At 61.2% G+C, this 13,219-nt stretch carries 9 protein-coding genes; 3 read left to right on the forward strand and 6 right to left on the reverse strand.

From position 1 onward, the window contains the following. Positions 1–21 precede the first annotated feature (21 nt). Complete coding sequence (locus tag ACJ8MK_RS02445; protein ID WP_033637849.1) at positions 22–1,173, reverse strand: MFS transporter; 1,152 nt, start codon at positions 1,171–1,173, stop codon at positions 22–24. 163 nt (positions 1,174–1,336) lie between these two features. On the opposite strand from ACJ8MK_RS02445, the gene ACJ8MK_RS02450 reads away from it, so the two are divergent. Next, entirely contained in the window at positions 1,337–1,702 is a 366-nt protein-coding gene (locus tag ACJ8MK_RS02450) for a DUF1801 domain-containing protein (RefSeq protein WP_060419734.1), read from the forward strand. 51 nt (positions 1,703–1,753) lie between these two features. Here the strand turns inward: ACJ8MK_RS02450 and serS are convergent, their stop codons facing one another. From serS to lrp, 5 genes are all read right to left on the reverse strand, one after another. After that, positions 1,754–3,046 carry a serine--tRNA ligase gene (gene serS, locus ACJ8MK_RS02455; protein WP_033637847.1) on the reverse strand — a complete coding sequence of 431 codons (1,293 nt, stop codon included), beginning with the start codon at positions 3,044–3,046 and terminating at the stop codon, positions 1,754–1,756. Positions 3,047–3,155: 109 nt separating this feature from the next. After that, on the reverse strand, positions 3,156–4,442 hold the full coding sequence (locus tag ACJ8MK_RS02460) for a replication-associated recombination protein A (protein WP_049212668.1): 1,287 nt from the start codon (positions 4,440–4,442) through the stop codon (positions 3,156–3,158). A gap of 67 nt (positions 4,443–4,509) precedes the next feature. Continuing rightward, positions 4,510–5,121, reverse strand: a complete 612-nt coding sequence (lolA, locus tag ACJ8MK_RS02465; RefSeq protein ID WP_019454555.1) for an outer membrane lipoprotein chaperone LolA — start codon at positions 5,119–5,121, stop codon at positions 4,510–4,512. Between the two features lie 198 nt (positions 5,122–5,319). Continuing rightward, entirely contained in the window at positions 5,320–8,970 is a 3,651-nt protein-coding gene (locus ACJ8MK_RS02470) for a DNA translocase FtsK 4TM domain-containing protein (protein WP_342098526.1), read from the reverse strand. Positions 8,971–9,090: 120 nt separating this feature from the next. Further along, the gene (gene lrp, locus ACJ8MK_RS02475) at positions 9,091–9,585 is read right to left on the reverse strand and encodes a leucine-responsive transcriptional regulator Lrp (protein WP_004928318.1); all 495 of its coding nucleotides are present in this window, start codon (positions 9,583–9,585) and stop codon (positions 9,091–9,093) included. Positions 9,586–10,239: 654 nt separating this feature from the next. Here lrp and trxB point away from each other — a divergent pair. Next, positions 10,240–11,211, forward strand: a complete 972-nt coding sequence (trxB, locus tag ACJ8MK_RS02480; protein ID WP_103830087.1) for a thioredoxin-disulfide reductase — start codon at positions 10,240–10,242, stop codon at positions 11,209–11,211. A 240-nt stretch (positions 11,212–11,451) separates the two neighbouring features. Next, positions 11,452–13,218: a heme ABC transporter permease/ATP-binding protein CydD gene (cydD, locus tag ACJ8MK_RS02485; protein WP_164134100.1), complete on the forward strand. Its 1,767-nt coding sequence runs from the start codon at positions 11,452–11,454 to the stop codon at positions 13,216–13,218. The last annotated feature ends 1 nt before the right edge of the window (position 13,219 follow it).

Raw genomic sequence — 13,219 nt, forward strand, 5'->3', positions numbered from 1 at the left:
TCATGGCCGGTTTTTTCATGCTCAGGCGGCGGCGAACGGCGTGTGATGGTGATCCGGCTTCTGTTTCTTCAGCAGCATCAGCAGGTAAACCAGCGCCACGGCGGCGATCATCACGAACAGCACGCGGTCGGAATAGTTTTGCATCAGTAACGCCGTCATCGACGGCCCCAGCAGGCTGCCGATGGTGTAACTCATCAACAGCGCCTGGTTCATCGCCACCAACTCGTGCGGCAGCGCCTTCTCGCAGGCCCAGGACATCGCCACCGGATACAGGGTAAAGCCGGCGCAGCCGAGGATGAACAGCGAAGGCGCCATGGCGTAGTTGCCGAGCATCGCCACGCTGGCGAGGATCACCACGAACACCTGAATGCGCAGCACCAACAGGCGCCCGTAACGATCGGCCAGGCGCCCGACCGGCCATTGGCCGACGATGCCGGAGCTGACCAGCAGCGCCATCCAGTAACCGACGTTGGCGTCGCTCATGCCCTGATGGGAGAGGTACAACGGCATCAGGCCGTACAGCGAACCGAGCACGATGCCGGAAATGATGCAACCGTTGATGCCGAGGCGCGCGCTGCGGCGTCTCAGCATGGTCCATACCGCCGCCTGCTGCGGCTCGTCTTCATGGCGGTTGACCCGCGCGAACAGCATCGGCAGCATGGCGCTGATCACAATGGCGGTCACCCACGGCACCACGTGCAGCAACTCGGTCGAGGTCATGCTCAACAGCAATTGGCCGGTCACCGTACCAAGGTAATAAACGATCATATAGGCCGCCAGCAGCTGGCCGCGGTTGCTCAGGTTGCCGCTGCGCAACAGCGCGCTCTCCACGATCACCCAGATCCAGGCGCAGCCGACGCCGGCGAAGAAGCGCCAGCCCAGCCAGCTCCAAAAATCGATCGACAGCACCATGCCGGCAGTCGCGGCGGCGAACACCAGACAAGAAAGATGATAGCTGCGGGTAAAACCGACGCGCTGGATCAGTTTGCCCGCCACCAGCGTGCCCAACAGGTTGCCGCTGAAATAAGAGGAACTGACCATTCCCACCTGCCAGGTCGACAGCTGAGCATGGGTTAACCAAAGAGGCACTAACGTATTCAAAACGGCAATGGATACCGTGAGCAACAAAAGGCCGCAGAGCAATAAGAGCACTGGGCGGGAGTATGCGGACATAGTGAAATTGTGACCGAACGCGCAATGAGAGTGCGCGCATCATGCCACTGGCGATAAAAAAGTCAATCGCCTCTTATCATTGCACCGCACGATTTGTTTCCGGCTAACCGGCTGAAAAAGCGCTATGCTCAGCGCAGGGCGAATTTGACGATGGAGAAGCAAGATGAGTCAGGCAAATGATGCGGCGGTAGAGGCCCTGCTGGCGGACATCGGCAGCACGCAAGGTGACCTGCTGGCCATTGTGCAGCAGGTGCGGCGAATCGCTGCGGCGAGCGGCAACGGCGTCACCGAGTCGGTCAAATACGGCGGCATCATGTTCTCGCATAGCCAATTTTTCTGCGGCGTTTTCGCCTATCGCCACCACGTCACGGTGGAGTTCGGCCACGGCTACCGATTGGAAGATCGTTATCACCAGCTCGAAGGCAGCGGCCAGTATCGGCGACACATCAAGCTCCACTCGCCCGCCGAGGTGAAAAGCAAGCATCTGGCGGACTACCTTCAACAGGCTTATACGCTGGCGCCAGACTGAATTCTCGACATAAAAAAAGCGCCCGCAGGCGCTTTTTTCGTGGTTTGCCGTTTAGCCGATATATTCCAGGCCGCCCATATAAGGACGCAGCACTTCAGGCACCTGAATGCGGCCGTCGGCCTGCTGGTAGTTTTCCAGCACCGCCACCAGCGTACGGCCAACCGCCAGGCCGGAGCCGTTCAAGGTGTGAACCAGGCGCGGTTTCTTGTCTGCTTTACTGCGGCAGCGCGCCTGCATGCGACGCGCCTGGAAGTCCCACATGTTGGAGCAGGACGAGATCTCGCGGTAGGTATCCTGCGCCGGCAGCCACACTTCCAGATCGTAAGTTTTGCACGCGCCGAAGCCCATGTCGCCGGTGCACAACAGCACCTTGCGGTAAGGCAGGTTCAGCAGCTGCAGCACTTTTTCCGCGTGGCCGGTCAGCTCTTCCAGGGCATCCATCGAATCTTCCGGACGAACGATCTGCACCATCTCGACCTTGTCGAACTGGTGCATGCGGATCAAACCGCGGGTGTCGCGGCCGTAAGAACCGGCTTCCGCGCGGAAGCATGGCGTGTGTGCGGTCATCTTCAGCGGCAGAGTTTCCTCTTCCACGATCTCGTCGCGCACCAGGTTGGTCAGCGGCACTTCCGCCGTTGGGATCAGCGCGTAGTTGCTGCTGTCGGCTTCTTCTTCCAGCGGACGGGTATGGAACAGGTCTTCGCCGAACTTCGGCAGCTGGCCGGTACCGTACAGCGTGGCGTGGTTAACCAGGTAAGGCACGTAGGCCTCCAGGTAGCCGTGCTGCTCGGTGTGCAGATCCAGCATGAACTGGGACAGCGCGCGGTGCATGCGGGCGATTTGCCCTTTCATCACCACGAAGCGCGAACCGGTCAGCTTAACCGCGGCGGCAAAATCCAGCCCGCCGGCCATTTCGCCCAGATCGACGTGATCGCGCACCGCGAAGTCGTACTGGCGCGGTTCGCCCCAGCGGGCAACTTCCAGGTTTTCGCTGTCGTCTTTACCATCCGGCACGGCGTCGTCCGGCAGGTTAGGCAGCGTCAGGGCGTAATCGCGGATCTCGCTCTGCAACGCATCCAGCGCCGCCTTGGCGGCATCCAGCTTGTCACCCAGCTCGTTCACTTCGCGACGCAGCGGCTCGATGTCTTCCCCACGCGCTTTGGCCGCGCCGATGGATTTCGATCGGGAGTTGCGTTCCGCTTGCAGCGTTTCAGTTTCTACCTGCAGAACTTTGCGGCGTTCTTCCTGCGAACGCAGCAGATCCAGATCGAGTTTAAAGCCTCGGCGAGCCAGTTTGACGGCGACTGCGTCTAGCTCATTACGCAGCAGATTGGGATCGAGCATGCTAATCCTGTGCTTGTTGTTATTGAAAGAAGTGTTGTTGTTCTATGCGGCTGATTTATAGCCGCATAAAAGAAGAGTGATACCCGCTAACCTTACCGCAACGGCCTCGCTAGCGGTAGCGTTTTGTCGGGCTATTTTGATCCTGCTCAGCCAGCCATGCCAACTTTTCGCCGATTTTCCCTTCCAGCCCGCGCGAGGTCGGTTGATAGTAGCGCGTATGGGCCATTTCGGGCGGGAAATAGTTCTCGCCGGCGGCGTAGGCGTTGGGCTCGTCGTGGGCGTAGCGGTACTCCGCCCCCAGCCCCATTTCCTTCATCAGCTTGGTCGGCGCGTTGCGCAGGTGCTCCGGCACGTCATAATCGGCCTGCTCTTTGGCGTCGCGCATGGCGGCCTTGAACGCGGTGTAAACCGCATTGCTCTTCGGCGCGCAGGCCAGGTAGACGATCGCCTGCGCGATGGCGCGTTCGCCCTCCGCTGGCCCCACGCGGGTGAAGCAATCCCAGGCGGCGATCGCCACCTGCATGCCGCGCGGATCGGCGTTGCCCACGTCTTCAGAGGCAATCGCCAACAGACGGCGCGCCACGTAAAGCGGATCGCCGCCGGCGGTAATGATGCGCGCATACCAATACAGCGCGGCGTCCGGCGCCGAGCCGCGCACCGATTTATGCAGCGCGGAAATCAGATCGTAATAACGGTCGCCCTTATTGTCGAAGCGCGCGCTGCGCTCGCCCGACACCTCTTTCAGCAGCTCCGGCGTCAGCACCCGCACGCCTTTGGCGTCCAACTCCGCCATGTCGGCCATCATTTCCAGGCTGTTCAGCGCCCGGCGTGCGTCGCCGCCCACCAGCTCCGACAGCAGGCGCCGCGTTTCCGCCGGCAGCTCGACGTTCTGATTGCCAAAGCCGCGCGCCTTGTCGCTCATCGCCTGATCCAGCACCTGGCCGATATCTTCGGCGGTCAGCGCCTTCAGCAGGTAAACGCGGGCGCGGGACAACAGCGCCGAGTTCAGTTCGAACGACGGGTTTTCGGTGGTGGCGCCGATAAAGGTGATGGTGCCGTCTTCGATATGCGGCAGGAAAGCGTCCTGCTGGCTTTTGTTAAAGCGGTGCACTTCGTCGACGAACAGGATGGTGCGGCGGCCGGCGTCGCGGTTTTGCCGCGCCCGCTCAATCGCCTCGCGGATCTCCTTGATGCCGGAGGTCACGGCAGAGATCCGTTCGACATCCGCCTGGCCATAACGGCCGATCAGCTCTGCCAACGTCGTCTTCCCGGTGCCCGGCGGCCCCCATAAAATCATCGAGTGCAGTTGCCCGGCCTCAATGGCACGCGGCAGCGGCTTGCCGGCGGCCAGCAGGTGCTGCTGGCCGATATACTGCGCCAGCGTGGTCGGCCGCATACGCGCGGCCAACGGCTGGAACTCGTTCTGGGAAAAATCGAGCGACAGATTATTACTCACTTGCACCTCACTGGCGCTGGTCGTCCAGCGTCACCCCCTTCGGCGGGGTAAATTTGAATTTGGCCGGATCGGCGGCGACGTTCTGCTGGCTTTTCAGCGTGTAGGAACTGCGCTGGCCGTCCTGCTCCACCGCGGCGAAGCTGCGGATGGTGCCGCTGTTGGTTACGCTGATGGCGAACTGCTTCAGGTTGCCGCTGGCGGACTTCGGCGTCAGCTCGAAATCATCGCCCTTTTGCTTCACGTTGTACTGTTTCCAGTCGCTGGCATTATTGCGGGTGATCAGCATAAACGGCGTATTGCCGGTGGCGTTCTTCAGCCAGGTTGCCGTCACCTGCTCGACGAATGGGTTATAGAACCACAGGGTCTGGCCATCGGAGACCAGCACGCTCTCATCGGGCGAGGTCATATGCCAGTTGAACAGGTTTGGCCGCTTCACCCACAGCTCGCCTTCCCCCTGTTGCACCGCGGCGCCGTCGGCGCTGGTCACGGTTTGTGAGAAGCTGGCGTGGAAACTGTTCACCTTCGCCAGGCGACTTTGCAGATCCTGTGCGGCATCGGCCAGCACGGAAGTAGAAGCGAATCCCGAAAGCAGACAGCAGGCAACTAACAGTTTTTTCATTATTCCAGATACCTTATGAAATGCGTTAACCGCAGGGCGACGCCGTGCGGGTCAAATCAACCCTTTACCCCGTTACTTTACCCGAAGCCGGCGATCGGCCGGTAGGCCAATGTTCCGAGAAGAAACGGGTTTACGCTTCTTTGCACAAGGGCCGCTTAAGCGGCCCTTTCTTATTGAATTGCAATGGCTAAACGACCATCAATCGTGCCGCGGCGGCGCCAGCACCTCGCGGTTGCCGTTGTGCCCCTGCTCGCTGACGATGCCCTGCGCTTCCATCTGTTCGATGATGCGCGCCGCGCGGTTATAGCCGATACGGAACTGGCGCTGTACGCCGGAGATGGAGGCGCGGCGTTTATCCACCACGAAATCCACCGCCTGGTCAAACAAAGGGTCCAGCTCTTCGTCGCCGTCCATACCACCGCCGGCACCGCCCTCGCCGTCTTCGCCGCCGCTGAGAATGCCCTCTTTATATTGGGGCCGCTCGCGCGCTTTCCAATCCTTGACCACCGCGTGCACTTCCTGATCGCGCACGAATGCGCCATGCACGCGCACCGGAATCGAGGAGTTCGGCGCCAGATAGAGCATGTCGCCCATACCCAGCAAGGACTCGGCGCCCCCCTGATCGAGGATGGTGCGGGAGTCGATCTTGCTCGACACGGTAAAGGCGATACGCGTCGGGATGTTGGCCTTGATAAGACCCGTGATCACATCCACCGACGGACGCTGGGTCGCCAGCACCAGATGGATACCCGCCGCACGCGCTTTCTGCGCCAGGCGAGCGATCAACTCTTCGACCTTCTTGCCGACCGTCATGATCAGATCGGCGAATTCGTCGACCATCACCACGATGTACGGCTCTTTCTCCAACACCGGCGGCGTGATGTCCATGCTGTCGGTCGGCTTCCAGAACGGATCCGGGATCGGACGCCCCATCGCTTCGGCCTGATCGACGCGCTCGTTGTAGCCGGCCAGGTTACGCACGCCCAGGGCAGACATCAGCTTGTAGCGGCGTTCCATTTCCCCCACGCACCAGCGCAGCGCGTTGGCGGCATCTTTCATATCGGTGACCACATCGGTCAACAGGTGAGGAATACCTTCGTAAACCGACAGCTCCAGCATTTTCGGGTCGATCATGATAAAGCGCACTTCTTTCGGCGTGGCTTTATACAGGATGCTCAGGATCATGGCGTTGACCCCGACCGACTTACCGGAACCGGTGGTACCGGCGACCAGCAAGTGCGGCATTTTGCCCAGATCGGCCACCACCGGTTCGCCGGAGATGTCCTTACCCAATACGATGGACAGCGGCGACGGGTTGTCACGGAAGGCCGGGCAATCCAGCACTTCGCGCAGATACACCGTTTGCCGCTTGGCGTTCGGCAGCTCCAGACCGACGTAAGGCTTGCCGGGGATCACTTCTACCACGCGCACCGCCGACGTCGACAGCGAGCGCGCCAGATCGCGCGACAGGTTGGAAATGCGCGCCGCTTTAACGCCCGGCGCCAGATCCAGCTCGAAGCGGGTGATGACCGGCCCCGGCAGGATGTCCACCACGTCGGCTTTCACGCGGTAATCGGCCAGGCTGGCCTCCACCAGACGCGCCTTCTGTTCCAGCGCGAAGGAGTCGACCGGTTCTACCTCTTTCGGGGCCTCGGTCAGCAGATCCAGCGTCGGCAGCGGCGTGGTCGGCTTCTGCAGCGGCTGATCGTTGCGCATCAGGAACGGGTGAATCAAGCTGTCCATCGCCGGATGCTGCTCGGCCTGAGTTTGCTGAAGCTGCTGCTGCACCGGTTGCTGTGGCTGCTGATATGGCTGCGACGGCTGTTGATACTGCTGTTGCTGCGGCTGCTGGTATTGCTGAGGCTGCGAGTGCGGTTGCTGAGGTTGGGCAACCGGCGCCGCAGGCTCAAACTGGCCGAACGGCACGTCGTCCTGTTGCTCGCTTTGCTGTTCAATGCGCTCTTCAAGCTGCGGAGACAGCGTGAACATCGGCTCGCTCGGGCCATCATCCACCAGATCCGCCATCGGCGAGAAGCTGAAAGCATTGCGGGTATCAACCGGGCTGGCAGCCGGCGGTTGCGGAGCAGCCGCTTGCTGGCCGTAGCGCGCCTGCTGCTGCTCGGCGAACGCCTGTCGCAGCGCGGCCTCTTGCAGCGCCTCTTCGTCGTCCTGTTGATAGCCTTCGCCGTAGCGTTGGTTCTGCTGCTCGGCAAACGCCTTGCTCAGCTCGGTTTCCTGCAGGGCGCTCTCGTCATCTTGTTGCTCCGGCGCGTAGCTTTCGCCGTAGCGTTGGCTTTGCTGCTCGGCAAACGCCTGACGCAGCGCGGCTTCCTGCAGCGCCTCTTCTTCCTGCGGGCTCACCGCCGTCGGCTGCTGAGGATCCGCCTGGCGCTGTTCCTGCTCGGCCGCACGCTGCGAAGGCAGCTTGATGCCGTAAGAAGCCAGCTCGCGACGGGTCGGGATGCGCACCGGGTTCGGCCGCGGCAGCTCAGGGCCGATGCCCTGCTTAACCTGCGGATTGCCGTCGCTGGTGGCCGTGAAGGCCGGCATAAAGGTCGCCGCTGCGGCGCCCGCAGCGGCAGCGGCAGCGGCTGCCGTATCCAGCTGTGGCTTGGCACCGGTAGCGCTGAAACCACCCGCTCCGCTGACGTCGGCGCTGTCGCGCTGCGCGGCGGTAAAATCAAAGGGAGAGCGCGCCGGCGGCTGCGGCGCAGCCGGCTCTTGCCAATTGCCGAGACGCGGCTCATCGTCATCCTGATAAGGATCGACAGGGCGCGTCGCCTTCGGTGCAGGCGTTTCTTCCGGAATTTCGAAGGAGTATAGCGGCGGCGTGGCGTCTTGCGCCGGGGCGCTCACCGGGTGCTGATTGACCGAAGCTGGCGCGGCCGGCGCCACCGTTACCGACGGCGCCTGAGCGGCGATCGGCGCTGCAACGGGCTCGTGGATCGCTGCCTTCACCGCCGGTGCAGGCGAAACCACCGGCGCGATTGGCGCGGCGTCGGCTTCAACCTCACCATCGTCGGCTCGCAGGCCGCTGAGCAACGGATCGGCGGCGTCTTCCACCGCCTCTTTGGCGCTTTCGGTGACCGAAGGCGCGGAGAACAACACGTCGTCATCGGCGGCCGCGGCTCCGGCGGCGGTCGCGGCAACCGCTGCGGCGGCGCCCTTCCCTGCCTGCTCAGGCTCGTCGTCAACGTAACGCTCTTCATCCTCGAAATAACGCGCTTCGCGACGCGAACGGTTGGTCATGAAGGTCGCGACGCCCAACACCGCCCCGCCGATCTTCTCGGCGATCACCAGCCAGGACCAGCCGGTAAACAGCGTCAGCCCCGCCGCCCACACGCACAGCAGCGCCAGCGTGGCGCCGATGCCGTTGAACCATGGCAACATGGCGTTGCTCAGCAGGCTGCCGATCACGCCGCCGGAAGCGAAGTAATAGAGATCGTCAACGTTCAGCGCCGCCAGCCCACAGGAGGTGAGCACTAACGCCAGGGTGCCGATCAGGCGCAGGGAGAGCGCGAAATAGTCGACGTAGTCTCTGTTGGCCCGTTGGCGATAGGCCGCCCAGCACAGAACCAGCATGATCGGTGGTATCGCGTAGGCGAGCACCCCGAAGGTGAAGAACAGCGTGTCGGCCAACCAGGCCCCAACACCGCCGCCCAAGTTGTGAATCGGCTCATGCCACGCGGTCTGCGACCAGCTTGGGTCAGACGGGTTGAAACTGACCAGCGCAGCCATGAGGTAAACGGCAAAAATCGCTACCACGATAAGCACAGCCTCCAGCAAACGCCGGCCACTGCTGAGTCTTTTCAGGGTAACTTCTTTATCTTCTGTATATTCCTGGCTCAAGAAAGGCTCTCCAGGTTCCTGTTAGCTGACATAGCAACAGCGCCGAGAAGCTTCCCCGGCGCCGAAACTGTATGAATAAACAGGAGTGTAACCAATTTAATCAGGTTTTGCACCTGCACCTTACCGTGTTTTGATAACCAGACGGTTACTCTGTTTCACTTCTTCCATCACTACGTAGGTACGGGTGTCGTTGACCCCCGGCAAACGCAGCAAGGTTTCGCCCAGCAGTTTACGGTAAGCCGACATGTCCGGTACGCGGGTTTTCAACAGGTAGTCGAAATCACCGGAAACCAGATGACACTCCTGAATCTCTTCAAGCTTCTGCACTGCCGAGTTGAATTGCTCAAACACATCCGGCGCGCCGCGGTTCAGCGTGATCTCCACGAAAACCAGCAGGGACGCATCCAGATAATGCGGGTTAAGCAATGCGGTATAGCCATGAATGAAACCCTGGCGCTCGAGACGGCGCACGCGTTCCAAACATGGTGTCGGGGATAACCCCACGCGCTTCGAAAGCTCGACGTTCGAAATACGCCCATCCTTCTGCAGCTCATTCAGGATGTTGCGGTCGATACGGTCAAGATCTTTACCCGGGCGTTTCTTGTTGTCTGCCATTATTATTGTCTCTCTTATTTTCTTCCGTGCACTTGCCACACCCTAGCCAACGTCAATGTGTAAGGGTTCGTTCCAAGCGAAGACCCGATGCCTGTCATATGCTTCTTCACTACCATCATTCCACGCCGCGCAGCCTGTCTGTCCAACCCCGCGCGGCGCCGGTAACGACGTTAAGGTCGAGAAAAAATCAGCAAACGCTTGCGCGCCCTGCTCCGCACATCCACCGCGCATTGCCGCCTCGCGGCGCAAATACGTACGATTTGCTGGTGTTACGGGGATAATTTCTTCTTCCTATGATGTTTTCGCAAATGCGCAGCGGATTGTCAAAGTAAAAGAAGCAAAATCAGAACAACGTACCGTCACGAAAAGTCTGCATCCCATTTTTGGTTATGAATCGCTGGCAGATAAACCCCGGCAGGGAGCGGCCTAAGTCGCAGAATGCGCCGTTTTTGCGCGCTTGGCGATTCAGCGGCCTAATGCGACTTTGATAAGGTAAATTTCTGCGTTCGGCGTACGATTTGCCGACAGCGGGTGCATTAATAGGCGACAACTATCATACAAATCGTTAACAACGTCGCCCGGCGCTTTTTTTACTGCGTCATTTTCCCTACAATCGGCTTCATTGTCCGCCATTGTGGAATAAAGAGGTTATTCATGGGCACGGCTAAACATAGCAAATTACTGATTCTGGGCTCCGGCCCGGCCGGTTACACCGCCGCCGTTTACGCGGCGCGCGCCAACCTGAGCCCGGTGCTGATCACCGGTATGGAACAAGGCGGCCAGCTGACCACCACTACTGAAGTGGAAAACTGGCCGGGCGACGCCGAAGGCCTGACCGGTCCGGCGCTGATGGAGCGCATGCGCGAGCATGCGGAGAAGTTCCAGACCGAAATCGTCTTCGATCACATCAACAGCGTCGATCTGCAGCAGCGTCCGTTCCGCCTGTTCGGCGACAGCGGCGAATACAGCTGCGACGCGCTGATCATCGCGACCGGCGCCTCCGCCCGCTATCTTGGCCTGCCTTCCGAAGAGGCCTTCAAGGGCAAAGGCGTTTCCGCCTGTGCGACCTGCGACGGCTTCTTCTACCGCAACCAGAAAGTCGCAGTGATCGGCGGCGGCAACACCGCCGTTGAAGAAGCGCTGTACCTGTCCAACATCGCCGCCGAGGTTCACCTGATCCACCGCCGCGACAGCTTCCGCTCGGAGAAGATCCTGATCGACCGGCTGATGGAAAAAGTGAAAAGCGGCAACATCGTGCTGCACACCGACCATACGCTGGACGAAGTGCTGGGCGATGAAATGGGCGTGACCGGCGTGCGTATCCGCAGCACCAAAGCGGAAAACGAAACCCGTGAACTGGAACTGGCCGGCGTGTTCATCGCCATCGGCCACAGCCCGAACACCGGCATCTTCGGCGGCCAGCTGGAGCTGGAAAACGGCTACATCAAAGTGCAGTCCGGCATTCACGGCAATGCGACCCAAACCACCATCCCCGGCGTGTTCGCCGCGGGCGACGTGATGGATCACATCTACCGCCAGGCGATCACCTCCGCCGGCACCGGCTGTATGGCGGCGCTGGACGCGGAGCGTTACCTGGACGGCATCGCCGGCGCAGAAGTCTGCTAAAACGTTCTCTTCATCAGCAAAAAGCGGCTCTCGAGCCGCTTTTTTTGTTTCCCCCCTCCGTACTCCCCTTCTCGCGTCTGTTATAGCCACATTTGGCCGCTTTATTATTTTCAGTCTGCCGGGTGACGAGGTAACATGGGGCCTCGCTTGTTTGTCGCCGATTGCGCCAAACACTATTATTTAACAGTACGTTAACCCAGCCCGTAACAAACGGGCGCCGGCGACGCAGACGCATATCTGATGAAAAAAACCAGACAGCAACAGTTAACCCGTTGGCTTAAAACCCAGAGTTCGTTAGCGCAGCGTTGGTTGCGCCTTTCCATGCTGTTAGGGCTGTTCAGCGGCCTGCTGATCGTGGCGCAGGCGTGGCTGTTGGCCAGCCTGCTGCACGCCCTGATCATCGAGCATACCCCGCGCGAACAGCTGATCCCTTCGTTTATCTGGCTGGCAGCCGCGTTCGCGCTGCGGGCGCTGTTGAGCTGGCTGCGGGAACGGGTCGGTTTCCGGTGTGGCCAGGTGATCCGCCAGCGCATGCGCCAACAGGTGCTGGATAAGCTGCAGCAGCTCGGGCCAGCCTGGATCCAGGGCAAACCGGCGGGCAGTTGGGCCAGCATCATCGTCGAGCAGATCGAGGATATGCAGGACTATTACTCGCGCTATCTGCCGCAGATGTATCTGGCGGTCTTCATCCCGCTGCTGATCCTGATCGCCGTCTTCCCGATCAATTGGGCCGCAGGCATCATTCTGCTGGCGACCGCGCCGCTGATCCCGCTGTTCATGGTGCTGGTCGGCATGGGGGCCGCCGACGCCAACCGCCGCAACTTCGTGGCGCTGGCGCGATTGAGCGGCAACTTCCTCGACCGCCTGCGCGGCCTGGACACCCTGCGGCTGTTCGACCGCGCGCAGGCCGAAACCGCGCAGATCGCCAAATCTTCCGAAGACTTCCGCAGCCGCACCATGGAAGTGCTGCGCATGGCCTTCCTCTCTTCCGGCGTGCTGGAGTTCTTCGCTTCGATCTCCATCGCCGTGGTGGCGGTGTACTTCGGCTTTTCCTACCTCGGCGAACTCAACTTCGGCAGCTACGGCCTCGGGGTAACGCTGTTTTCCGGTTTTCTGGTGCTGATTCTGGCGCCGGAGTTTTTCCAACCGCTGCGCGATCTCGGCACCTTCTACCATGCCAAGGCGCAGGCGGTCGGCGCGGCGGAAGCGCTGGAAACCTTCCTCAGCGCAGAAGGCGAGCAGATGGGCAACGGCACGCGGCAACTGCCCGCCGATCAACCGCTGACGCTGCAGGCGAACGCGTTGGAAATCCTGTCGCCGAACGGCGTACTGCTGGCCGGGCCGCTGAGCTTCACCCTGCAACCGCAGCAGCGCGTGGCGCTGGTCGGGCTGAGCGGCGCCGGTAAAAGCTCGCTGCTGAATCTGCTGCTCGGCTTCCTGCCCTATCGCGGATCGCTGACCGTCAACGGCGTAGAGCTGCGTGACCTGTCCGCAGAAAACTGGCGCCAGCAGCTGAGCTGGGTCGGTCAGAACCCGCACCTGCCGGCGCAAACCCTGCGCGCCAATATCCTGCTGGGCTGCCCGCTGGCCGACGAAGCGCAGCTGCAGCAGGCGGTGGAACACGCCTACGTCAGCGAATTGCTCCCTTATCTGCCGCAGGGGCTCGACACCGAAGTGGGCGACAACGCCGCCCGCCTGTCGGTCGGCCAGGCGCAGCGCGTGGCGGTCGCCCGGGCGCTGATCGGCCCGCGCCGCCTGCTGCTGCTGGATGAACCGGCCGCCAGCCTCGATGCCCACAGCGAGCAGCGGGTGATGCAGGCGTTGAACGCCGCTTCGCATCAGCAAACCACCCTGCTGGTGACGCACCAGTTGGAAGACACCGAAGACTACGATCAGATTTGGGTGATGGATAACGGGCGCATCGTGCAACAGGGCGATTACGCCACCCTCAGCGCCCAGCCGGGCCTGTTCGCCACTCTGATCGCCCATCGCCGCGGGGAGCTTTAAT

It is taken from the genome of Serratia sp. CY38905 (assembly GCF_052168875.1).
Lineage (GTDB): Bacteria > Pseudomonadota > Gammaproteobacteria > Enterobacterales > Enterobacteriaceae > Serratia > Serratia sarumanii.